Source organism: Arthrobacter sp. efr-133-R2A-120 (assembly GCF_030209835.1).
GTDB lineage: Bacteria > Actinomycetota > Actinomycetes > Actinomycetales > Micrococcaceae > Arthrobacter.
Map to the genome: position 1 here is coordinate 100,661 of NZ_JARVRF010000064.1, position 21,758 is coordinate 122,418.

The window sequence follows — 21,758 nt, forward strand, 5'->3', positions numbered from 1 at the left end:
CTGTCAACAGTGACCATTGACACACAATCGAAGACTTCAATAAAGTGATGAAACTTCGATATGCAAATTCTCGGCAGGATGTCGAGTGGCTGGAGCCCCTGATGCGCCAGTCAAAAGAAGGCTTTCACCTACACCCGTCAACCGGATCGAGTGCCAATTGAGTGAAACTACGACAGCCGAGTCCCGGACTCCAGTGACGTCCCTGGGCGGACGTGCGTCGGGCTGGGCCAAGCAAGGCAGGGCCTGGGCGTACAAGCGATCAGGGGCGGTGCTCGCCGTCGTCGCCGCCGGCATTATTGTGGGACTCCCGCTTGCGGCGATTTTCCTCCACCTTCCCCAAAACCCCCTGCAACCGGACGTGGAATCCATGGCCCTGGCCCCCAACTCCGTTCATTGGTTCGGCACGGACGGCAACGGCATGGATGTGTTCTCCCGGACGATTGAATCGGCGAGGCTCGACCTTCCCATTTCCCTCGCGGCGACGGCTATTGCCCTTGTCATTGGCGTTCCCTTGGGCCTTTTCGCCACTACGGGGGTGGCCGGCGAAGCGATCATGCGGGTAGTCGACGCCTTCGCCGCGCTCCCCATCATCGTGATTGCCGTGGTGTCCATCCAGCTCATGGGCGGCGGAGCCACCGATGTCATCCTCGCCATCGCCCTGGTTGCGGCTCCGCGCTTTGTCCGCTTGTCCCGTGCGGCGGCGATTTCGCTCCGCTCGTCACGGTACGTGGAGGCCGCGGTGGCCATCGGATGCTCGCCCATCCGCGTGGCCTTCAACCACATCTTCAGGAACGCCTACGGTGTGATCCTCGTGCAGGCCACGCTGACCACGGCCGGCGCCCTGAGCACGATTGCCGCCTTGAACTTCCTCGGCGTCGGGGTCAAACCGCCCCAGCCAAGCTGGGGCGCGATGATCGAGGACGGCGTGAGCATGCTCATCCGGGGCCAATGGTGGGCCGTGGCTTTTCCGGCGCTGGCCCTCCTCCTGGTCATCGGCTCGCTCAACATCATCGCCGGTGCCATTGAGGACAAGATGGAACGAGTGGAGCACACCCGATGAACAAGACCCTCCAAGTCCGGGAACTCGAAACCGAGTTCCACACTCCCCGGGGTGTGGTCCGGGCGCTGCATGGCGTCTCCTTTGAGGTGCAGGACAACGAGATTGTCGGGATCGTCGGTGAATCCGGCTCGGGCAAATCGACCGTGGTCCGTTCCATCACGAAGCTGTTGATGCCGCCGGGCAAGGTGTCTGCCGGCAACGTCAACTTCGCCGGACGCAGCCTCCTGGACCTGCCCGAGCGGGAAATGCGCCAAATCAGGGGCAAGGAGATCGGATTCATCGCCCAGAATCCGTTCAGCGCCCTGAACCCGGTGACCCGCATCGAAAAGCAGTTCGCCAATATCGCCAAGGCGCACGGAGTGAAGGTCGACGCCTCCGAGCGCACCCGTGCACTGCAGCTCTTGGAATCGACGGGAGTCCGCGATCCGGAACGCGTGATGCGCGGTTACGCGCACGAACTGAGCGGCGGCATGGCCCAGCGCGTCGTCATCGCCATGGCGCTTTACCTCAACCCGCAGCTCGTGATCGCCGATGAGCCGACGACGGCGCTCGACCTCACCGTCCAGCGCCAGGTCCTGGACACCCTTCGCCGGCTGACGGTCGAGAGCGGCCGCTCGATGCTGATTGTGACCCATGACCTCGGGGTGGTGGCCTCATACTGCAACCGCGTCCTTGTCATGTATCGCGGAAGCATCGTGGAACAAGGACTCGTCGACGACGTTTTCATCCGTCCGCAGCATCCTTACACGATCTCCCTGCTCAACTCGGTGGTGCGTCCCGAAGACGAGACGCAATACGTTCCAGGGGATGCGGAAGCGCCGGATACCGAGGAGCCGGAAACGCCAAACCCCTCCAAGGTCCAATTGTCCGAAGCCCGGAGGTCTTGAGAATGCCGCTCCTTGAACTCGTGGATGTCACGAAGATCTTCCGTACTCCCCACGGAGAAGCGCGCGCCGTGGATGGAATCACCCTGTCCGTGGAAGCCGGCGAGACGCTCGGCATCATTGGCGAAAGCGGTTCCGGCAAGTCAACGCTCGGCCGCTTGATCCTGAGATTGACCGAGCCGGATTCCGGATCCGTCGTCATCGAGGGGCAGGACGTGTTGGCCCTCGGCCGTGGCGAACTCCGCCGCAAGCGGCGCCATTGGCAGATCGTCTTCCAGGAACCCTTCGCGTCATTGAACCCGCGCCTGACGATCCGGCAGATCGTCGAGGAGCCGCTCATCGTAGCCCGGATGGGCAACCGTGCCGAGCGGCGGTTGCGGGTCCTGGCGACCTTGGAAGAAGTCGGCCTCTCGGCCGATTTCATGGACCGACGCCCGGCGAACCTCAGCGGGGGACAGCAGCAGCGCGTCGGCATCGCACGCGCCCTGGTCACGAATCCCAGCCTGGTGGTCCTGGACGAGCCAACGTCCTCGTTGGACCTGACTATCCGGGCCTCGATCCTGCGCACCCTCGCGCGCCTCGGGGCTACGCGCGGCCTCACGTACGTGTTCATTTCCCACGACATCGAAACGGTCCGGCATTTCTGTTCCACGGTGGCTGTCATGCATCGCGGCAAAATCGTCGAAACCGGTCGCACCCAGGACGTCTTGATGGCGCCGCAGCACCCTTATACCCAATCGCTGATTTCCGCCGCGTTGCCGGTGGTTCCCTATTCCGCCGTCGTTGGCTCTACGAATTCCCGGGGGCAGATTTCATGATCCGCTACATCATTTCAAGGCTCCTGATTGCTGCCTTATTGCTGTGTGGCCTCATCACCCTCAGTTTTGGCCTCGTGTCCCTTCTTCCCGGCGACCCCGCGGTGGCCCTTCTGGGTGAATACGCAACCCCGGCAGACGTCGCCCGTATCCACGCGGAACTTGGCCTGGACCTGCCTTTCTGGGAACGCTACCTCGGCTACATGTCCAGGACCCTGAGCGGGGACCTTGGCCATTCCCTCTTCACTGGCAGTTCGGTGTCCATCGAAATCCTGACCAGGCTCCCCAATACCTTGATCTATATGGTGCCGGGGCTCGCCTTGGCCCTCATCATCGGTATGGCGAGTGGAACGTTCGCGGCTTATCGCTACCGGCGCTTTGCCGACAAGGCCTTCACCTTCTGGATATCCATCCTCATGGCCATGCCGGAATTCGTGCTGGCCCTCGTGTTGCTGTTTGTCTTCTATCAACAACTGCGCATCGCGCCCGCACCGATCGGCATGCTCTCAAGTGCGCAGATCACTCCGCCGCGCGTCACGGGATCGATTCCCCTCGACGCCATAGTTGCCGGCCAATGGGGTACGTTTTCGTCAATCCTCGGCCGCGCCGTCCTTCCCATCGTGACCATGGGCTTGTTCTTCGCTGCCCCGTTCGGAAAGACAGTCCGCTCAGGCCTCTTGCAGGTGCTCCAATCACCACAAATCGAGTTCGCGAGGGCCTGCGGACTGCGTCCCACCCAGGTCTTCCGATATGCCCTCAGCGACATCCGCGGGTCGCTCATGACCTACTTGGTACTTCTCTTTGCTGCGTCCCTCAGTGGAGCGGCCATTGTGGAAAGTGTCTTTTCCTGGCCCGGAGTGGGTGGTTGGTCGCTCGACGGCGTACTCAAAGGCGACGTGCCCGTCATTCAGGGCTTTGTCCTCATCATGGGAACCACAAGCTTGCTCGGCTACGTCATTCTCGACGCCTTGATCACCCTTCTGGACCCCCGTACGCGCAGCAAAGCCGTGGCCGGACGCCGTCAGAAGCGCCAGCGCGCAACGCCGGCAACCATCTCCTAAGAAGTCCTCAGCCGCCCCCGGAGAAGTCTTGACAGACGTCTCCCGACTTCAATAGATTGAAGATATGTTCACTAAAGTTCATGAAGATAAAGTTATCGCCCTCGGTGGAACCATTCCGCTCGACGGCCGCGTGAGCTGGGTGCCGGCCGGAGCAAGCGGCTTCCAGCCGTCGAATTGCTATCTCCTCAGCGAAGGGTCCGGCCGGTTGTTGGTCGACACCGGGCTCGCAGTCCACAGCCAGGAAATCCTTGACGACCTGGTTGAACTGCTCGACGACGACGGCCGGCTCTCCATGTTTTTCACGCGGAGCGAGATGGACTGCGTTTCGAACCTGGAACCCATTGCCGGGAAGTTCGACATCGAACGCCTCTTCACCGGCGGCGCCATCAACCCCTTCGATGCCTTTGATGACCTCAGCCGGCTCGCGCTCCGAGGCCGCCGGCAGCAGATCGACCAGAAGGGAGAGGGCGGAGATTCCATGGCCCGCACTCCCGAGATCGAGGTGGCGCCGGGCCGTCACTTGACCATCGAGTCGCCGCTCCTGCGGCTCCTCCCGACCTTCTGGGGCTGGGACGCGAATACCGGAACCATCTTCACCTCCGATACCTTCACCCACGGCACCATGACGAGCCCGGACGGTTCCCGCATCATCGACTCGATCGCCCAGGACACCACCACGGCCAAGCAGGTCGCCGAGCACCTCTATGCGAAATACGAATGGATCCCTCGGGCCACGTGCGAGCCGCTCCGGGAATGGCTCTCGGACAAGTTCGAGACGCTGGCCCCAGAGACCATCGCCCCTTCCCGCGGTTGCGTGATCCGCGGGCGTGAGCTCGTCCGCCGGCACCTTGATTTCATGCTCGCCGCGCTGACACCGGAAAAGGCATAGGAGAATCCCGATGGAAGAACTAGTAGAAACCATGAGCCGCGACCTTCCGCGTGAGGTAGCCGACGGAGTCACCTGGATGAGTTCATGCCTGCCGTTCCACCTCCAGGACCGCGTTATCCACGGGCACACCTCCACGTACCTCGCACAAGGGACCGAGTCGTCGATCCTCATTGATACGGGCAACCCCTCCAGCTGGAACATCATTTCCGAAACCCTTGACGGGTTGCTGGGGGACAAGCCGCTGAGCTACGTCTTCCCGACGCATCCGGAGCTTCCGCACACGGGAAACCTTCCGCGCCTCGTGGAGAAGTACCCCGATATCAAGGTTGTCGGCGACATCCGGGACTACCACCTCTTCTACCCGCAGATCGTGCCCAACCTTCATGCCCGGGTTCCCGGGGACAAAGTGGATCTCGGCGGCGGGTATGAATTCGTGATCGTCGAGGCCATGATCAGGGACCTGCCAAATACCCAATGGGGCTTCGTACCGAAGTCGGGCGTGCTTTTCACGGCCGACGGTTTTTGCTACATGCACCGCCCGGAACTCGATGATGAGGATCCGGTGCACCTCCCCGGCGAATGTGGCCTGACAACAGATGAACTCTCGGCACCCATCGCGGTCGAGAACGCAGCCTTCTTTACCGGCAGCGCGTTGTACTGGGCCAGATTCGCCAACGACGCCGACCAGGTTTACGACCGCGTCGGCAAGCTGATGGACGACCTTGGGGTCAAGATCGTAGCGCCCACCCACGGCAACGTGATCACCAATATTCCGGAGGTGGCGCCCATCATCCGGGCCGGCCACAAGCACGCCTACCGTTACTAATCCACTGCCCACATCAGCAGCGCACTACTCGTAACACGTCCTTTCCCTCTGTACAGAAATTGGAACCAGGCTTATGAAGAATTCGCGTTTATTGCTCGGCTGGGTCGCAGCCGCGGCAGCTGTGTCGCTCACCGGATGCGGGGGAGCCACTCCCACCGCAGCATTGGCCAAGCCGGAGTCGGTCGTCATTGCGGTCGGCGCCCTCCCGGACAGCCTCACCCCCGCCCCGTGGGGCGGCAGTGCATCACACGTTGTGCTCAGCGGCCTCGGTTCCCAGTTGCTGGAGTACAAAACCGGCGCGACTGATGACCAATCATGCTCGACGCCGTCTACCGCGGTCACCGGGCGGCTCGCCGAGAGCGCCGTACCCGCCACGGACGGCAAAGGGGTCATCGTCAAGCTGCGGAAGCTGACAAGCCAATTTGGAAACACCCTCTCGGCTGAGGACGTGAAATGGAGCCTGGCGATTGGCATGGTGCGGCAGCCCGTCATGAAGGGGACGCTCAAGAGCAGCGGATTCAACGTGGACAACCTCGTCACCGTGATCGATGACCGCACTGTTGAACTCAACACCCTGGGGACGACGTCATACACGCTCGAGTCACTGCAGAACAATCTCTTCTACATCCACGACAGCAAGGAAGCGAAACTTCACGTCACGCCGGATGACCCGACGGCAAACAAGTGGCTCTCGAAGAACCTGGCCGACTACAGCGGGTGGAAGCTCGAGGAGTTTACTCCCGGGACGTCCCTGACCGTGACCGCGGACCCGAACTGGGGAGGCGATCGAGGCTCAGTGAAGCGTGTTGTGGTCAAGGCCGTTCCCGACACCGCAACCCGGACCCAATTGGTGAAGACCGGCGAGGCCCAGATTGCCAACGGCTTCGAATATGACCAATACAGTTCCATGACCGGCGTCAGCGGAGTGAGTGTTCTCAAGTGCACCAGCCAGACCCGCGACACCATGATGTTCAACACGAAGACCGGTCCGCTGGCAGACGAGAAGGTTCGCCAGGCAGTCTCCATGGCGATCGACCGGGCCGCCCTGGCCAAGGGCGCCTATGCCGGCCTCGCGGACCCTGCGGGCTCGATCTTTCCGACGGTGAAGGATTCGCCCACCTACAAATACGACCCCGACGGGGCCAAGAAGCTGCTGGCACAGACCCAGTACGCGAACGGGTTCCCGCTGACATTGAGCTACAGCGTGAGCCGCCCGGGTCCCGTCGCGAAGAGTTCAGCCGTCCTCATCCAGTCCATGCTGGCGAAGGTGGGCATCACGGTGCAGCTGTTGAATGTGGCGAGCCCGACCGACTTCTCCTCCGCACTCATCGACGGCCGCTTCCAGGCCGTCCTGTACTCCGAGCCGATCGTCATCGCTGACCCTGCCTTCTACACCTACGCGTTCTACTCCACCGGAGCTCCGAGCAATAGCACCGGATGGTCCAATCCTGAATTCGATGCCACACGGACTCAGCTGGCCGCTACCCCCAGCACGAACACAGACCAGCGGGCGGCCCTGCTTAAGAAGATGGCCGGATTGGTTGACCAGGGCGCTCCGATTCTCTCCTTGGTGGAAGTCCGGAACCTGATCGTCAAGCAGGACACCCTGACGGGAGCGGTACCGCTCACCAACGACCAGGTCTATTTCGCCGGTCTGGGCAAGTAACAAAACCCTATGAAACACGTAGTTCTGGCCGGCGGGCGACCGCCGGCCAGAACTCACCCGACCCCGGTTTCCCCATGACCCCGGATCCGCTTGAAGGAAGAAGACCATGATTGAAATCTGCGGCAAACCCGTCCGCGACACCCTGGAGGAACTGCTCGATCCCGCCACCACCGCCTTGGTTGTCATCGACATGCAGGTAGGAGCTGTTTCGCACGGAGGCGCAATTGGGGATTCCGGGCATGACATGAGCATGATGCCGTCCGTTGTCGAAAAATGCGGCCGTGCCATCACCGCCGCACGGGCCAACCGGGTGCCGGTTTTCCATATTCGCGTCGAGAACCTTCCCGACGGCGCAAGTTCTCCGGCGGCCTGGTTGCGTGCCCTCTATACCGCGGCGAACGGCCGCCCTATCGACCTCGGCAAGCTCAGTGCCAAAGGCGACCCCGCGACGGAATTTTGCGAACCCTGCATGCCCGAAGACGGGGAAGTCGTCATCACCAAACGACGCCCCAGCGCTTTCATTGCCACCGAACTCGCCTTGCTGCTGCGCAGCCAGGGGATTGAGTCGGTGGCGCTCGTGGGCGTTTCCACCGGTGGCTGTGTGGAAGCAACCCTGCGCGACGCCGTGCACAACGACTTCTATGCCGTGCTGCTCGAGGACGCGGTGGGAGCCTACGACACGGTGGTACACGATGCCGCGTTGACCGTCATGCGGGCCCGGCACGACGTCTGCACCCTCGATGAAGCTATTGCCGTCTGGGAGACGGCCAGCACCTCCTGAACATCCGGATCCAAGGGAAGGAGCGAAAATGGGCGGTTTGCTCAGCGGCCGGATCTACCGGCTCGGCGGGGACATCGAATTGGACGAGCACGTGAGCTGGTGCCCGCACGGCGTACGGCGTACGCAAGCGGTGAACTGCTACTTGATCAAGGGCCCGTCCGGTTCAGTGCTGGTAGACACCGGCATACGCCTTCATCAGGACGACATCATCGAACAGCTTGATCGGTTGCTTTCACCGGGAGAGCCCCTATCCATTGTCCTCACCAGGACAGAAATGGAATGCTGCCTCAACATCCCGGCCATCGAGGAACACTTTGCGGTCGACGCGGTCTGGTACACGGGCGGAATCACCGTGCCCCGTTCGAAGGCTGAATCCAGGCGGATTGCCGTGGATCCGGGGACATCGAGGCGTGTAGAAGTGCTGGACGGCGTCGTCGTCGAACTCGTCTCACCGCTGCTCCGGCTCCTGCCGACGCTCTGGGTTTTCGATCCGGAATCGGGCGCGCTGCTGACCTCGGATGCGTTTACCCACGGCGGGGGTGCCGGCCCCGAGGCCCGTGAGGGGCTCCGGAAATTCCGCTGGTTTACAGGGGCGGATACCGGGCCGATCGCCAGGAACGTTGGCGACGTCTTCCGTGACCGCGATGTCCGCGCCGTCGGCCCCGGCTACGGAACTCCCTTTGTTGGCAGGGACCTGTGCCTTGAGCAGGCAGGCGAGCTCGCGCGGGCAATCGAGGAAATGGGTATCCAGTGAATGAAGGTCCAGTGAAGTACGATGCAGTCGAACTCCGTTGGCTTGCCGACGGAACTTACTGGCTGGGTGGCTGCCTGTCGGCCAACGCCCAGGGCCAGGAAGTCCACTATCACGTCTCCTCATACCTGTTGGTGGGCTCCAAGGCGACGCTCTTGGTGGACACGGGGGATCCGGCTCACCGTGCTGTTCTTCTTGCCCAACTGGAATTGGTTCTTGGTGAACGGCCCTTGGATTATGTCTTTCCGACCCATCCCGAGATCCCGCACGCCGGGAATCTGCCTGCCCTGTTGGACAAGTATCCCGAGGCGCTCGTGGTGGGTGACGTCCGTGATTACCATCTGCATTTCCCCGAATACCGCTCAAGGTTCCGGACGCAGGCGGCAGGCAGCCGGATCGATCTTGGCGATCGGGAGTTCCGCTTCCTTCCGGCCTTCATCCGGGACCTGGAGAACACTCTCTGGGGCCATGACGACGGCGCCCGGATGATGTTTGTTTCGGACGGCTTCTCCTTTATCCACGATGTCCCCGCAGCGCGCGGAGACGGGGCAGCAGAGGACGACGACGAACCGGTCCACCTTCCCGGTCAATGCCGCCTGTTGTCCGGCGAGATGCCGGAACCTCCCACGGTGGACCAAGCGGCGTATGGCACTGGCCGGGCTCTCTACTGGACGAAGTTCGTGGACGTCAGCGATGCCTTCGACGGCATTGAAGCAGTACTGGACACGCTTCCCACGAAACTGATCGGCCCGGCCCACGGCAACGTGATCGACGACGTCGACGGAATGCTCAGGACGTCACTGGCCGCGCACAGGAAGGTCTATGCGGAAGGCCGCTGATTGTATAGTGAAGTTCAGTTCAATATAATGAATTCTAGAATGCGACGCTTCGATTGATAGCGACGAACGGCAAGGAGTGAGTCAATGCGAGACCTCATTGGATACGGGGAAAACCCCCCGGTCGTGACTTGGCCGAATGGTGCCAAGGTGGCCGTCTCCATGGTCATCAACTACGAGGAAGGCGCGGAGAGCTCCATAGAAGCCGGTGATGAAAGCGATGAAGACGTCACGATTTTCGGTGGTTGGTCTTCGGATCCGGGCCGGCGGAGCTTGATGAAGGAATCCTTCTTCGAGTACGGCAGCAGGGTAGGCATCTGGCGCTTTTTGGCTTTGCTCCGGGACTACAACGTGCCCGCGACATTCATGGCGTGCGGCGTAGCCCTGGAACGAAACCCGGAGGCCGCCCAGGCGATCGTGCGCGATGGACACGAGATCTGCGCCCACGGCTACAAATGGCGGGGAACCGTCGGAATGACTCCGGCCGAAGAACTCGCCGAAATCCGGGCCTGCGTAGCGGCGATCGAGGGAGTCTCGGGTGTCCGGCCCGTAGGTTGGTACGTCCGCGAAGGAATCACGGAGAACACCCGTGCGATCCTCAAAGACGAGGGCTTTCTCTATGACTCGAATTCCTACGCGGATGACCTGCCGTATTTTGTCTCAGCCGGAGACTCCCGCCACCTGGTGGTCCCTTACTCGGGTGACACGAATGACGCGAGGTTTTGGGGCCCCGGAAGCCTCGGGACAGCGGATGACTTCTTCAATGTACTGAAGGACAGCCTCGACTGCCTTCTGATCGAAGGGGAAACCGTACCCAGGATGATGTCCGTAGGAGTGCACTTGCGCATCGGCGGGCGGCCCAGCGTCGCCTTGGGCGTCAGGCGCTTCCTGGAGTATGCGCGTGCGCGGAACGACGTTTGGTTCGCCACGAGGGAGGAAATTGCCCGGTGGTGGATCGCCAACCCGCCTGCCGCAGGCCGGCTCGAAGCAGCGTACGAAGGCCGCGCGTGACTACGTCAATGCCTGGAGGAAGGACTCCAATGGCCACGGATATTTCACGCTTGGTCCACAACGTCAATGAACAAGGTTTTACGGCGTTGGAGAAGACCGGACTTCGCGGACAAAGGGACCAAGGCCTCGTCTCCACGCTCATCTCGCGTGACCTGAGCGGCTCGGACGACCTATGCGTCAGTTGGGGCAGGATCCTCCCCGGACAACATCATCTCTGCCATCACCACCCCGATGCCTCCGAGTTCTACGTGGTCATTTCGGGCGAGCCCCTCGTCCTTCTGGGCGATACCGAGTACCGGGCCAAGCCAGGAGATGGCATCTACATTCCCCGAGGGACTACCCATGGCATTACCAACGACGGCGACGAAGACGTCAACCTGGTTGTCGGCGTCAGCAAGCCCGCCGACTGGCAGTTCGTGGCGGACGAGTGATGGCGACGTCGTTGGTCCGGCAGGTTGGACTCATCACTGCCGAGCCGACCCCCACGCTGTTGTCCGTGGTTGCCTACCGAAACCTGGATTTCTTGGTCCTCGACGCGGAACAGACAACATTGACGCTGCAGCAATGCGCCGATGCGGTCCAGCGGCTGTCCGGCGCCAATACCCGGGTTGCCGTCCGTGTCCCTGACCTTGATGACATGACCTTGGTGGCGTTCGCCAACACGGGTGTGGACGAGATCGTGCTCCCCAGGGTGCGGCATCCGAAAGAACTCGAACGGGCCTACCGGGCGACAAGGTTCGGCCCTCATGGGTTCCGGCCGAAACAGGCTTCCTTCGCCTCGGCGTTCGGTGCGGACTATTCGCTGGAGCCCCGGCTGTCGGTGCTGTTTGAGACGGTGGAAGCCATCGACGCCGTCGAAGACTTCGTGGCGTTGGAGTGTTTCGACGGCGGTTGGGTAGGTCCCACGGACCTTGCAAGCGAACTGCTGAAGCAGGGGAGGCCCGGGGCGGTCGCGCTTGAGGAATCCGTCCAGCGCGTCGTTGATGTCCTCGGCGCTGCCGGCCAGAGCGTGGGCCTTCCCGCAGCCGACATTGCCAGTGCCGGCGATGTCCATGCCCGGGGGGCCGATCGCGCCGCGGTGTACTGGGAGCGGGAGCTCGCCTCGATGATCGCGCAGCTGGCTGCAGCCGTCGCGCCGGAGACGCGCGTCACGAGGTGTGACTCCCTGTGAAAATGAACCGCGTGGTTCTTCTGCAGCGATGCCGATGCTGGCATGCTGTGACGATGAAGAAGGGCTCGACGCCGGAGGATCCAGCCCGGATTCTTCGTTTAGTTGACGAGTCTTCGATATACTGATGAGTGCTGGAACACTGAGGAGCCGTATTGGGAAGCACGGAAGTTGTTAAAGTCGACGACGATGACACTCTGCACCGCAACCTGTGGATCACCCACTTGGGGGCCATGCTCAAGGAACAGCGTGCCGGGCGATTCACGGTCGAGGAATTGGCGGACCGGGCCGGCGTCAGCGCCGGACTGATCAGCCAGATCGAGCGCGGCATCGGTAATCCGTCATTCGCCACGCTCCTTCGCCTGGCCAATTCCCTCGGTGTGCCGCTGGCGAGGATGTTTACCGATCCCAGCGAGACCCAGAACCACATGCTGGTGCGCCGGGCCGATCGCCGCCGCATCGAGATTCCTTCTCAGGGAATCGTCATGGAACTGATCGTGCCGGATGCGGACCGAAAGCTTGGCGTCATCAACATGACCATCCCCGCGCATTTCGACGGCGCGGAGGTTCCGCATTCGCACGAGGGTGAGGAATGCGTCGTGGTCCAGACCGGCACACTCGTAGCGAGTGTCGGCGGGCAGGAATTCACTTTGGGCGAGGGCGACAGCCTGACCTATGACGCCACGTTGCCGCATTGGTGGAGCAACCTCACGGACACCGCGGCGGTCATGGTGGCGATCTCGACGCCGCCGTCGCTGGGCAAATCGCATTGACCAGCCGCCCGCCTGGCCCGTCTTCCCGCTTGGGGATGCTTGTGCCGTCGTCGAACTCCAACGCGGAGTCCCTGACAGCCGACATCCTGGCCGGATCGCCCGACGTCGGCGTCCACTACAGCCGCTTCCGGCTCCCCGCGGACCTCGATGACCGCATCGATGCGAAGGTTCTCGGCGACGCGCCGTCACTGCTCAGCGATGCCGAGCTGGGTGCCATCGCGTTCCACGGAACGTCGGGATCCTGGACCGGCCTCGAAGGCGACCGGGCGCTCGTCGACTCATTGACGGAGGCCACTGGCGCCCCGGCCACCACCGCATCCCTGGCGCTTGTTGCCGCCCTGGAAGCGCTCGACGCCGGCCGGGTCGCCGTCGTTTTTCCCGGCCCCGCGGGCATCGTGGCACTCATTGAACGTGAGTACGCAGCCAGCGGCCTGGAAGTAGTCCGTTCGTCGGTGCCCGCGAGGTCAATGTCCAATCCGGAAATCTCGCGGATGTCCGGCACGGAAATCGGCGCGCTCATGAAGCCCGCCTTTGGTTCCGACGTCGACGCGGTGGTCTGTATCGGGACGAACCTTCGCTCCGCCTATCTGGCTGCCGGCTTCGAAGCCGAGTTCGGCGTGCCCGTGGTCGACAGCGCAACAGCCACGCTGTGGCATCTCCTCCGGCTGGCCGGAACTGCGCGCCCGATCCCGGGATGGGGCGCGCTGCTCGCTAGCGTTTAGGGCTCGTATTGAGCAGCCAAGCCTCGATGATCTGCGAACGCGTCGCGATCCACGCTGAGTTTTTGCCCGCGTGGGACAAGAATGTGTCCAGGGCGGTTGCGTAGGCAGGGCGGCCAATGAGTCGCGGGTGCAAGCCCACGTTCATGACGGACGGGCAGGGTCGGCTGTCAGTGAGCATCATGTCCAGCGTGCCGCACAATTGGCGGGCGAATGCGGTGGCCGTGGGGAACTGCCTGAAGAGGCCCGAGTCGTTGGTGTCACCGGCGTAGGGCAGCACCGGCAACCCGGTTCCGTCGTTCCCCGCATTGTCCATCCCGGTTCCACAATGCGGCAAGTCGTCGTTGAAGCTATTGGACTCATACATGAATCCGGCGGCGGCGAGGATGTCCCGCGTGCCCGGGTTGAGTCCGTCGCGCGAGTACCAGCTCGTGGGCGGAACGCCGGTGCTCTTGGCGATGGAGTCGCGGGACGCGGTAATGAGCGCGTGTTCCTCCTCGGGAGCGAGCCCGGCGTGGGTATCCCAGTTGTAGCCGTGGTCGGCAATTTCGTGGCCGTCCCTGACGAGCGCAGCAGCGATCTGCGGGTTTTGCTCAAGCGCCGTGGCACAGCAGAAAGCAGTTGCCCTCGCGTCGTGGCGCCTCAATATCCGCAACACCCGCCAGATACCTGCCCTTGATCCGTATTCGAAAGCCGATTCGAGCGTGAGATTCCGGACCGTGGGGTGGGCGGGGTGATTGATCCAGTGGGCGCCAAGATCGTCCGCTGGGCCTCCGCGGGCCATGCTGCGCTCCGCTCCGTCTTCGACATTGATCACCAGGGACACGGCAACGCGTGCACCCCCGGGCCAGCGAAACTCCGGTGGATGCTCGCCGTAGCCCACGAAATCCCGAGCGGTGGAGGGGACTGGCACTGTGGAATCTCCTCTGTGCTTATTCTCTGTGGTTATAGTGAAGATACTTCGATATCATGAACGTAATCGATAGGGAGTCGAATGTCTACGCTCATCCACGGTGGCACCGTCGTGCCAGGCACAGGCAATACGGTGGTCGAATCAGGAGCAGTCATCCTGCGCGACGGGCACGTCGCCGACGTTCTCGAGCGTTGGGACCACGACCAGGCCTTCGACGGCGAGGTGATCGACGCGAGCGGATGCGTCGTCGTGCCCGGTCTCATCAATAGCCACGTCCACGGGGTGACCCCGGGTCCGCTCATGCCCAGCGGTGCCCCCGCGCTGCCCGACGACGGGTGGCTGGCGAATCTTGACCGCCACCTCCTTGCGGGAACCACTACAGTGCTGAACCTTTGCGGTTTTTGCACCATGGACCATGTCCGGGAAGCGGACCGCCGCCATGCGGTCCATGTCCGTGGAGCAACGACGTACTTGCCCGAGGCTGAGCGGGCAGCACGGATGGCCGACGGCAGGGGGCTGCCCGCCCAGTCCGGCCACAGCACGGTGGAGAAGATGCTCGACGACGGTGCGATCGCGATCGGCGAGCTCGGCGGCGGACAGACCCTCGGCGGGGGAGGGCAGGACCTGAGCTACATCCCCCGCGCCATCGAAAGGGCGAGCGGCGTGCGCGTGCACTCGGCGCAGGCCCGGCGGATGAAGGAAGCCGTCCTCGGCCGGTTCATCGATCCCGAGGCTTGCGACATGGCCGAACTGCGCGCCGCGGCCGCCGAAGCCGGCTTGGAAGGACACATCGACCTCGTCGAATTGCGGAAAATCATCGCTGATTCCGTGTTGCCTTCCATCGAACCGGCACTCAACGGCATCCGGGAGGGCGTCCAGGCCGCGGCTAGGTTCGGCGTCCCGGCGATTGTACACAGTGCAGCCGCGACAGCCCGGGTCATGCGCGAACTCATGGACGGGACACCACGGGCCAAGGCAGGCGGGTCCCGGAGACCAGGCGCCAAAGCGAGCGTCATTGCCTCCCACGCCAACCACCCCTCGCACACTCCCGCGGAGGCGCTTGCGCTGGCCAAGCTCGGCAGGGACCACGGTTGGCCGGCCGAAGTCTCGGTTTTCGACCTCCTGCACCGCAAACAGACCGTGACCACGCGGGAACACTGGGATGTCTTGCTGCAGGAGCCCGGACTCGTAGATGTCCTCGCCACGGACTACGGCCACGAGGGCCATCACGACGAACTGATCTCGGCCGTGCAGGATGTCGCCGAGCACGGCTATCGATCCTTGGCCGGAGCAGTGGCCATGGCAACGACGGCGGTGACGGGATTGATTCCGGGGATTGCGCCAAACGGCGGGCGGATTGAAGCGGGACGGGATGCCGACGTCGTCGTCGCCAGCGCCGAAGACTTCCGGGACGTACGGTTCGTCTTCGTCGGCGGCGTCTGCGTGGTGCGGGACGGTCGGCTGACTCCGGCGGCGCGCCGGTGAACGGGCAACTGACCCCGGAGCAGTCCGCGCGACTCATCGAGCTGGTTGGCGAGGCCATCCAGCGGGAGGACGCGGCCGCCGTCGAACGCTCATTCAATGACTTTCAGCGCGGCATGGCCACGTTGAGGGCCGATTTCGACCCCCGACGTTTGCAGGAAGGCCCGGGAGGTGGCGCGAATGACTGAAGCGTGGGAACTGGGAATCACGGAGGCATCCGGACTCCTGCGCCGTGGCGAGCTTTCCGCAGCCGAACTCGTGGAATCCGTCATTGGTCGGCTCGAGGCCACGGAAGATTCAGTGCATGCGTGGGCCTACGTCGACCGGCAAGGCGCCCGAAACGCGGCCCGCGCCGCGGACGATAGCGGGGCGCGCGGCGAGTTCATCGGACCGCTCCACGGGATTCCGCTTGGCGTGAAGGACGTCATCGACGTGTACGGGATGCCGGCTGAAGGCGGGTCCCTGGCGCTCAGGGGCCGCGTTGCTTCCGACGACGCCGGCGTGGTCCGGCACTTGAGGCGGAACGGGGCAGTAATCCTGGGCAAGACGGTGACTCACGAGTTCGCCTTCGGACAAGGGACCCCGCCGTCGAAAAATCCGTGGGCAGCAGAGCGCTACGCGGGCGGTTCCAGCATCGGTTCGGGGGTGGCCGTGGCTGTCGGGAGCGCGCCGGGCGCCCTGGGCACGGATACCGGCGGATCCGTGCGGAATCCGGCATCGGTGAACGGGCTGGTGGGCCTGAAAGCGACGGCCGGACTGGTGGACGGATCGGGGGTGCTCAACGTCAGCCATACCCTCGACCACATCGGTCCGATCACTCGAAGCGTGGCGGATTGCGGTGCGATGCTCCAAGGCATGGTCGGTCCAGAGGCGGTGCCGCTGCTTCAGGAGATGGTGCTTCCGGACGCGATACCTGGCTTGACCCGCGTGGCGGTGGATCGTGGCGCCTGGGCCGAGTGGGAGGTTACCCCGGACGTGGCCGCGGTCCTTGAACAGGCTCTGATTGTTTTGCAAGGACTCGGGGTGGAGCTTGTTGAGGTGTCCCTCCCAGAACTGAAGATGGCCCTGCCGGCAAGCTTGGCGATTTCGCTGTCCGAATCGGTCGAACACCATCGCGAACTATTGGCCGGAGGCGCTGACAAGTATCTCCGCGGAACCCGCGTCATGATCGAAACCGGCGCCTTGGTGCCGCGCGAGGACGTCCAGTTGGCACATCAAGTGCGCTCGTATCTTCGTGCCTCCCTGCGGACTGCCATGGACCTCGCGGGAGTCCAGGCTTTGGTGTCCCCGACGCTGCCGTCCATCGCGCCGATCGAAGCTGACATGTCCCATTCGCTCACCGGCTCAACGGGGAAGGATTCCCTCTCCAGCGCGCTCATGATGCTCTCGCCGGCCAACCTCACCGGAATGCCCGGACTCAGCATCCCGTGCGGATTAGCGGGAGGACAGCCGGTGGGGATGCATTTCCTGGGACGGGAATTCGCGGAGGCGGATCTCTTGGGCATCGCGCACGTCTATGAGAAACACGCCTCGTGGCATGCCAAGGTGCCGGTGCGCCGCTGAGCCGTAGTAGCCGTGAACTTTGTCACATAAGCTACTAGGAGAGTAGGAAGAGGTTGGCGGTGCAGCCAGAGTTGCGTGGCTTGCGGTTTTTCGGCGCGCGCTGGAAGGCTCGGCCCCTTGCCTCACAGATCCTGGTGTGGTTGCTCTGCATCCTCTTTGTGACAGTCACGTTGGGCGCGCTTCTTTACACCCAGATCAGTAACCAGACCCTCGAAGACCAGTACAGGCTCCGGGCGCTGGGGATCGCCACGACGGTGGCGCAAATGCCGGAGATCGTGACGTCCTTGGGGAACGGAGATCCCACGCACTCGATTCAGGCGATTGCGAGCAAGGTCCAGTCCCAGGCCCAGCCGGACTACGTCGTGGTCACCGACCGGAAAGGTGTCCGGTACTCCCACCCGAACCCAAACCTCATCGGGCAGACCTTGGAAGAACCCGTCGCCGTACTTGACGGGCAGACCCATGTCGGAATCGACAAAGGCAGTCTCGGTGACTCGGTCAACGCCAAGGCGCCGGTGCGCGCGGCGGACGGGACCGTCGTCGGGCAGGTCTCGGTGGGAATCCTTGAGACCACGGAAAGCAGCGAGCTCACCAAACAGGTGTTGCTGATTGCCGGTTATTCAGCAGTGGTGCTGGTGATCAGCGCCATGGGTTCGGCCCTGCTGGCGCGCAGGATCAAACGGGTCACCTTCGATCTCGAGCCGGTGGAGATCGCGTCCCTGCTGCAAGAACGCGAAGCCCTGCTGCACGGCATCCGTGAAGCGATGATCGGGTTCGACGACGACGGCCGGGTCACCGTGATCAACTCCGAGGCGCGCTCCCTGCTTCACCTGGAAGAAAACGTGCTGGGAGAGAAGATCGAGGATCTCCTGCCTGCCGGGAGGCTTCGTTCCCTCTTGACCGGCCAGATCAGCGGTTCCGACCAGATCGTGATCACCGAGGACGCCTTGCTGGTGGTGAACCGGATGTCCGTTGCCTTGGCTGGAAGGAGCATAGGTTCGGTGGTCACATTGCGCGACCGCACCGAGGTTGAGGGCCTGGTGCGTGACCTTCGCTCGGTCGAAGGCCTGATGGAAGCTTTGCGCGCACAAGAGCATGAGTACGCCAACCGTCTCCACGTGGTGGACGGACTGTTGGAACTTGGAGACGTGGACCAGGCCCGGAATTTCGTATCGCGGATTTCGGACACCTCGCGCTCACTTGGCGAAGGACTGCGCTCGCGGATCGAACCGCCGGAGCTCGCGGCCCTGCTGCTCGCGAAAATCACCGTGGCCGCTGAGCAGGATGTCGAGATATCGGTGACTGACGACTCGCAGCTGCGCCAACCGTTCCTCGAAACTCAAGCGCTGCTGACGATCGTCGGGAACCTGCTGGACAACGCCGTCGAGATCCTCGCCGAGCAACCCGCGCCCCGTGAGGTGACCATCCAGCTGGACGATTCCTCGGGCATTTTCATCTGCGTGACCGACAACGGGCCCGGCGTTCCTGCAGAATTGGTGGGCACGATCACCGCCGACGGATTCACCACCAAGGAACCGCGGCCGGGGATGCGACGTGGGATAGGCCTTGCACTGGTGAGCCGGATCGTTCACCGTGCAGGAGGCACCATGGATGTTTTCCCGGGCCCCGGGGGACGCTTTGAAATTTGGTTGCCGGAACCGCACATGGAATCCGAAACCACCGTCATGACAGGAAAATCGATCGAATGATCCGCACCTTGGTAGTCGACGACGACTTCCGCGTAGCGCGCATCCACGGTAGCCGCGTGGCCAAAATCGAGGGATACGAATGCGTCGGCGAGGCCCACACCGCGGCGGAGGCCAGGGAAGCGGTGCAGCGGCTCAAACCAGACCTGCTTCTCCTCGATGTCTACCTTCCAGATGAAGATGGAATCAGCTTGCTGCGGTCCCTTCAGGGAGCCGGCGAAAAACTCGACGCCGTCATGATCACTGCCGCACGGGACCTTGAGACCGTAAGGGCTGCCATGCGTGGGGGAGCGGTGTACTACCTCGTCAAACCGTTCGGCTTCGAGCAACTGCAGACCCAGCTCGAGGCCTATCGGCGCTGGCGGCAGGAGGCGGAGTCCCGGACCGTGGCCGATCAGGCGACCGTGGACCAGCTCTTCAGCCTGCGCCGGACGGCTCCCCCTGCCAAAGGACCCCGGCGCCTGCCACCCACCATGCAAAAAGTCCTCGACATGGTGGTTCACTCCACGGAGCCTTTGGGGGCCTCGGAGATTGCGGGCACCGTCGGCATCAGCCGCCCCACGGCCCAGCGCTATCTCTGTGAACTCGAACGCAAGGGACTCGTTGACCTGCATTTGGCCTACGGTTCGACGGGGCGACCCGTGAACACGTATCTGCCGCGCAAGGGTTGAGGACCGACGGTCGCGATCTGCAACCTAGAGGTTGCTCTTTCGGTGAGTTAATGCAACCCTGTAGTTGCAGTAACTGACTGAAAGGAACAGAATCATGACTATGACTGCAAACCAGGCCTCCGTCGTCGACGCGGGCGAATTCACCGTGAGGCGCACCATCACCATCGCGGCACCAATCGAGAAGGTTTGGGCCGCGATCACCGAGGCCGAGCACATCGCGCGGTGGTTCGGACAAACCGCCGTCCTCGACGAGGTCGCCGTCGGCGCCCGCGGTGTCTTCTCTTTCGAAGGGTACGGTGCCTTCCCGGTCCTGATCGAGGAGCTCGACCCACCGCGAATGATCGCCTACCGCTGGAGCAATGACGACGCACGCGGTACGCAATCGGCCGAGGTCGACCCTGACCACTCGACCGTATTCCGCTTTACGCTTGAAGCGCTCGACGGCGGAACGAGGCTCACCGTCGTCGAGACCGGCTTCGACACGACGAGCGATCCGGCCTTCAACATGGAGAGCCACCGCCAGGGCTGGGACTCGGAACTCGACGAACTGGCCGCTTATGTCGAGGGTGGGTCGTGACAACGAGCACCCTGGTTCCAGTGTTCGCCGCGCTCGGAGACGAGACGAGGTGGAGCATCCTGGTTGCCCTCGGCGAAGGCGACGCATCGGCGTCGGCCCTCGCCGGGCGGCTCCCGGTCACCCGACAAGCGATCGCCAAGCACCTCGCCGTGCTGCAGGAGGCCGGACTCGTTGAATCGCTGCGCGTCGGTCGTGAACTGCGCTACAGGGTGCTCGGCTCGCAGCTAAGCGAAACGGCGCGCAGGCTCGAGCGCATCGGCGCCGAGTGGGACCGCCGCCTGGTCGCGATCAAGCGGATCGCGGAAGGGTTGTAGTTCTTCGACAACGGGGTGGGCTAAGTCGAGCGCCGATTACGCGCTTGGTGCGCCAATTGGATGAAGCCATAGACGAAGGCGGCCTCGATGAGGACCATCAATCCGAGCCACAGCAATTCGCCGGTGCCGATAAAGTCGATGATCCCGACGAGGACCAGAATGGTTCCGAGGACCAGCGTGTAGACGGCGAAACCAAAGGCCACCCTTGCGCTCCGCACACCCGTCTGGAAGCCAAAACCCAAAGGTTCTCCTCCCGGGTAGCCCTGGACACGATCGTGTCCCGCGGGCTTGAGCCTGTCGAACTCGTCCCAAGGATCCTGATCCTGATCGGCCATAGTTCCATTATCCCGCGAATCGGGCGGGGTTGCTTGGGGGACGCGTTGCCGTGTCAGCCCGCCGCGCCGCGTGTCATATTCGGGAAACGCTCGGGAAAGCCATGAACAATGAGGGCCATGATGCCCGAAGAACTCACCGCTAGCCCGCGGGCCAAGGACACTGTAGCTGTTGGCGATCAACTGCAGAACGCCGTCTCCCGAGCCTCTGCCTCGAAAGTACCCGAGGTAACCGTCTTGTTCTGGGTAGTGAAGATCCTCACCACCGGGATGGGCGAAACGACATCCGATTTCCTTGTCCACCGCTTCGAGCCCGAGATCGCTTTGGGCCTCGGGTTCGCGGCACTGGTGATTTCGCTGGTCCTGCAGTTCCGTGTGCGCCGGTACATCCCCTGGGTGTATTGGACCGCCGTCGCGATGGTCAGTGTGTTTGGGACCATGGCTGCGGATGCCGTCCACGTCGGGCTTGGCGTCCCCTACCTGGCGTCGACCCTGTTCTTCACCGTGGCGCTCGCCGTCGTTTTCCTGCTCTGGCACCGGAGCGAGAAGACCCTCTCCATCCACAGCATCACCACCCGGCGTCGGGAGTCCTTTTACTGGGCTGCGGTGCTGACAACCTTCGCGCTCGGTACGGCTACCGGAGACCTGACTGCCTACTCGCTGGGCTTGGGCTACCTCGCCTCGGGCATCATGTTCGCGGTTGTCATCGCTATTCCGGCACTCGCCCATTGGCGTCGGCTGTTGGCGGCGATCCCGGCCTTTTGGTTCGCGTACATCCTGACCCGTCCATTGGGGGCGTCCTTCTCCGATTGGACCGCCGTTACCCCTGACCGAGGGGGACTCGACTGGGGCACCGGCCCCGTCAGCCTGGCCCTCGCCGCGGCGATAGCCGTCCTGGTCACGTTCCTGACGATCAATTGGAAGCGAGCCCGCAAGTAGGGCGATCCGGTACCGCTCGGT

At 63.1% G+C, this 21,758-nt stretch carries 25 protein-coding genes; 23 read left to right on the top strand and 2 right to left on the bottom strand.

Translation table 11 applies throughout. The features are described 5' to 3' along the window. Positions 1-157: 157 nt before the first annotated feature. The 15 genes from QRN52_RS22325 to QRN52_RS22395 all read left to right on the top strand — a co-directional run bounded on the left by QRN52_RS22325 (position 158) and on the right by QRN52_RS22395 (position 13,243). The gene (locus tag QRN52_RS22325; RefSeq protein WP_284755925.1) at positions 158-1,060 is read left to right on the top strand and encodes an ABC transporter permease; all 903 of its coding nucleotides are present in this window, start codon (positions 158-160) and stop codon (positions 1,058-1,060) included. Then, positions 1,057-1,947, top strand: coding sequence for an ABC transporter ATP-binding protein (locus tag QRN52_RS22330; RefSeq protein ID WP_284755927.1), 891 nt, complete (start codon positions 1,057-1,059; stop codon positions 1,945-1,947). The genes QRN52_RS22325 and QRN52_RS22330 overlap by 4 nt, the downstream gene beginning before the upstream one ends. A 2-nt stretch (positions 1,948-1,949) precedes the next feature. After that, positions 1,950-2,762, top strand: a complete 813-nt coding sequence (locus QRN52_RS22335; RefSeq protein WP_284755929.1) for an ATP-binding cassette domain-containing protein — start codon at positions 1,950-1,952, stop codon at positions 2,760-2,762. Then, positions 2,759-3,820, top strand: a complete 1,062-nt coding sequence (locus QRN52_RS22340) for an ABC transporter permease (protein ID WP_284755930.1) — start codon at positions 2,759-2,761, stop codon at positions 3,818-3,820. Before QRN52_RS22335 ends, QRN52_RS22340 begins: the two co-directional genes overlap by 4 nt. Positions 3,821-3,884: 64 nt before the next feature. Then, on the top strand, positions 3,885-4,709 hold the full coding sequence (locus tag QRN52_RS22345) for an MBL fold metallo-hydrolase (RefSeq protein WP_284755931.1): 825 nt from the start codon (positions 3,885-3,887) through the stop codon (positions 4,707-4,709). A 10-nt stretch (positions 4,710-4,719) separates the two neighbouring features. After that, positions 4,720-5,535: an MBL fold metallo-hydrolase gene (locus tag QRN52_RS22350; protein WP_269994770.1), complete on the top strand. Its 816-nt coding sequence runs from the start codon at positions 4,720-4,722 to the stop codon at positions 5,533-5,535. Positions 5,536-5,608: 73 nt separating this feature from the next. Then, complete coding sequence (locus QRN52_RS22355) at positions 5,609-7,201, top strand: ABC transporter substrate-binding protein (RefSeq protein ID WP_284755934.1); 1,593 nt, start codon at positions 5,609-5,611, stop codon at positions 7,199-7,201. Positions 7,202-7,307: 106 nt separating this feature from the next. After that, a complete protein-coding gene (locus QRN52_RS22360) occupies positions 7,308-7,982 on the top strand; it encodes a cysteine hydrolase family protein (protein WP_284755936.1) in 675 nt (224 codons plus the stop codon). A gap of 28 nt (positions 7,983-8,010) precedes the next feature. Continuing rightward, the gene (locus QRN52_RS22365) at positions 8,011-8,736 is read left to right on the top strand and encodes an MBL fold metallo-hydrolase (RefSeq protein ID WP_284755937.1); all 726 of its coding nucleotides are present in this window, start codon (positions 8,011-8,013) and stop codon (positions 8,734-8,736) included. A gap of 11 nt (positions 8,737-8,747) precedes the next feature. Further along, positions 8,748-9,572 (top strand): MBL fold metallo-hydrolase, encoded by an 825-nt coding sequence (locus tag QRN52_RS22370; RefSeq protein WP_284755939.1) that lies wholly within the window; start codon positions 8,748-8,750, stop codon positions 9,570-9,572. A gap of 84 nt (positions 9,573-9,656) precedes the next feature. Then, positions 9,657-10,580, top strand: a complete 924-nt coding sequence (locus tag QRN52_RS22375; protein WP_284755940.1) for a polysaccharide deacetylase family protein — start codon at positions 9,657-9,659, stop codon at positions 10,578-10,580. 29 nt (positions 10,581-10,609) lie between these two features. Further along, positions 10,610-11,011 (top strand): cupin domain-containing protein, encoded by a 402-nt coding sequence (locus QRN52_RS22380; RefSeq protein ID WP_284755942.1) that lies wholly within the window; start codon positions 10,610-10,612, stop codon positions 11,009-11,011. Beyond that, positions 11,011-11,751: an aldolase/citrate lyase family protein gene (locus QRN52_RS22385; RefSeq protein ID WP_284755943.1), complete on the top strand. Its 741-nt coding sequence runs from the start codon at positions 11,011-11,013 to the stop codon at positions 11,749-11,751. The genes QRN52_RS22380 and QRN52_RS22385 overlap by 1 nt, the downstream gene beginning before the upstream one ends. A gap of 152 nt (positions 11,752-11,903) precedes the next feature. Continuing rightward, positions 11,904-12,521, top strand: a complete 618-nt coding sequence (locus QRN52_RS22390) for a helix-turn-helix domain-containing protein (protein ID WP_284755945.1) — start codon at positions 11,904-11,906, stop codon at positions 12,519-12,521. After that, positions 12,446-13,243 carry a maleate cis-trans isomerase family protein gene (locus QRN52_RS22395; RefSeq protein WP_284755978.1) on the top strand — a complete coding sequence of 266 codons (798 nt, stop codon included), beginning with the start codon at positions 12,446-12,448 and terminating at the stop codon, positions 13,241-13,243. The genes QRN52_RS22390 and QRN52_RS22395 overlap by 76 nt, the downstream gene beginning before the upstream one ends. On the opposite strand, the gene QRN52_RS22400 is transcribed toward QRN52_RS22395, so the two are convergent. After that, positions 13,233-14,153 (bottom strand): polysaccharide deacetylase family protein, encoded by a 921-nt coding sequence (locus QRN52_RS22400; RefSeq protein ID WP_284755947.1) that lies wholly within the window; start codon positions 14,151-14,153, stop codon positions 13,233-13,235. The genes QRN52_RS22395 and QRN52_RS22400 overlap by 11 nt on opposite strands. Positions 14,154-14,234: 81 nt before the next feature. Here QRN52_RS22400 and QRN52_RS22405 point away from each other — a divergent pair, with 81 nt between their 5' ends. The 7 genes from QRN52_RS22405 (at position 14,235) to QRN52_RS22435 (ending at position 20,466) form a co-directional block, all read left to right on the top strand. Next, positions 14,235-15,638 carry an amidohydrolase family protein gene (locus QRN52_RS22405; RefSeq protein ID WP_284755949.1) on the top strand — a complete coding sequence of 468 codons (1,404 nt, stop codon included), beginning with the start codon at positions 14,235-14,237 and terminating at the stop codon, positions 15,636-15,638. After that, positions 15,635-15,823, top strand: a complete 189-nt coding sequence (locus tag QRN52_RS22410) for a hypothetical protein (RefSeq protein WP_284755951.1) — start codon at positions 15,635-15,637, stop codon at positions 15,821-15,823. Before QRN52_RS22405 ends, QRN52_RS22410 begins: the two co-directional genes overlap by 4 nt. Continuing rightward, on the top strand, positions 15,816-17,198 hold the full coding sequence (locus QRN52_RS22415) for an amidase (protein WP_284755953.1): 1,383 nt from the start codon (positions 15,816-15,818) through the stop codon (positions 17,196-17,198). The genes QRN52_RS22410 and QRN52_RS22415 overlap by 8 nt, the downstream gene beginning before the upstream one ends. Before the next feature lie 59 nt (positions 17,199-17,257). Next, positions 17,258-18,907: an ATP-binding protein gene (locus QRN52_RS22420; protein ID WP_284755979.1), complete on the top strand. Its 1,650-nt coding sequence runs from the start codon at positions 17,258-17,260 to the stop codon at positions 18,905-18,907. Next, the gene (locus tag QRN52_RS22425) at positions 18,904-19,575 is read left to right on the top strand and encodes a response regulator (RefSeq protein ID WP_284755955.1); all 672 of its coding nucleotides are present in this window, start codon (positions 18,904-18,906) and stop codon (positions 19,573-19,575) included. The genes QRN52_RS22420 and QRN52_RS22425 overlap by 4 nt, the downstream gene beginning before the upstream one ends. A gap of 94 nt (positions 19,576-19,669) precedes the next feature. Then, the gene (locus QRN52_RS22430) at positions 19,670-20,152 is read left to right on the top strand and encodes an SRPBCC family protein (RefSeq protein ID WP_284755957.1); all 483 of its coding nucleotides are present in this window, start codon (positions 19,670-19,672) and stop codon (positions 20,150-20,152) included. After that, positions 20,149-20,466 carry an ArsR/SmtB family transcription factor gene (locus QRN52_RS22435; RefSeq protein WP_284755959.1) on the top strand — a complete coding sequence of 106 codons (318 nt, stop codon included), beginning with the start codon at positions 20,149-20,151 and terminating at the stop codon, positions 20,464-20,466. The genes QRN52_RS22430 and QRN52_RS22435 overlap by 4 nt, the downstream gene beginning before the upstream one ends. A gap of 20 nt (positions 20,467-20,486) precedes the next feature. On the opposite strand, the gene QRN52_RS22440 is transcribed toward QRN52_RS22435, so the two are convergent. Then, complete coding sequence (locus QRN52_RS22440; RefSeq protein WP_284755960.1) at positions 20,487-20,801, bottom strand: hypothetical protein; 315 nt, start codon at positions 20,799-20,801, stop codon at positions 20,487-20,489. Positions 20,802-20,918: 117 nt separating this feature from the next. Here QRN52_RS22440 and QRN52_RS22445 point away from each other — a divergent pair, with 117 nt between their 5' ends. Beyond that, positions 20,919-21,737, top strand: coding sequence for a COG4705 family protein (locus QRN52_RS22445; RefSeq protein ID WP_284755961.1), 819 nt, complete (start codon positions 20,919-20,921; stop codon positions 21,735-21,737). The last annotated feature ends 21 nt before the right edge of the window (positions 21,738-21,758 follow it).

Coding starts and splice junctions, on each gene's coding strand:
- QRN52_RS22365 (WP_284755937.1), top strand. CDS start 8,011: ATGGGCGGTTTGCTCAGCGGCCGGATCTACCGGCTCGGCGGGGACATC.
- QRN52_RS22335 (WP_284755929.1), top strand. CDS start 1,950: ATGCCGCTCCTTGAACTCGTGGATGTCACGAAGATCTTCCGTACTCCC.
- QRN52_RS22375 (WP_284755940.1), top strand. CDS start 9,657: ATGCGAGACCTCATTGGATACGGGGAAAACCCCCCGGTCGTGACTTGG.
- QRN52_RS22345 (WP_284755931.1), top strand. CDS start 3,885: ATGTTCACTAAAGTTCATGAAGATAAAGTTATCGCCCTCGGTGGAACC.
- QRN52_RS22380 (WP_284755942.1), top strand. CDS start 10,610: ATGGCCACGGATATTTCACGCTTGGTCCACAACGTCAATGAACAAGGT.
- QRN52_RS22405 (WP_284755949.1), top strand. CDS start 14,235: ATGTCTACGCTCATCCACGGTGGCACCGTCGTGCCAGGCACAGGCAAT.
- QRN52_RS22350 (WP_269994770.1), top strand. CDS start 4,720: ATGGAAGAACTAGTAGAAACCATGAGCCGCGACCTTCCGCGTGAGGTA.
- QRN52_RS22445 (WP_284755961.1), top strand. CDS start 20,919: ATGATGCCCGAAGAACTCACCGCTAGCCCGCGGGCCAAGGACACTGTA.
- QRN52_RS22415 (WP_284755953.1), top strand. CDS start 15,816: ATGACTGAAGCGTGGGAACTGGGAATCACGGAGGCATCCGGACTCCTG.
- QRN52_RS22430 (WP_284755957.1), top strand. CDS start 19,670: ATGACTATGACTGCAAACCAGGCCTCCGTCGTCGACGCGGGCGAATTC.
- QRN52_RS22360 (WP_284755936.1), top strand. CDS start 7,308: ATGATTGAAATCTGCGGCAAACCCGTCCGCGACACCCTGGAGGAACTG.
- QRN52_RS22385 (WP_284755943.1), top strand. CDS start 11,011: ATGGCGACGTCGTTGGTCCGGCAGGTTGGACTCATCACTGCCGAGCCG.
- QRN52_RS22440 (WP_284755960.1), bottom strand. CDS start 20,801: ATGGCCGATCAGGATCAGGATCCTTGGGACGAGTTCGACAGGCTCAAG.
- QRN52_RS22425 (WP_284755955.1), top strand. CDS start 18,904: ATGATCCGCACCTTGGTAGTCGACGACGACTTCCGCGTAGCGCGCATC.
- QRN52_RS22340 (WP_284755930.1), top strand. CDS start 2,759: ATGATCCGCTACATCATTTCAAGGCTCCTGATTGCTGCCTTATTGCTG.
- QRN52_RS22355 (WP_284755934.1), top strand. CDS start 5,609: ATGAAGAATTCGCGTTTATTGCTCGGCTGGGTCGCAGCCGCGGCAGCT.
- QRN52_RS22330 (WP_284755927.1), top strand. CDS start 1,057: ATGAACAAGACCCTCCAAGTCCGGGAACTCGAAACCGAGTTCCACACT.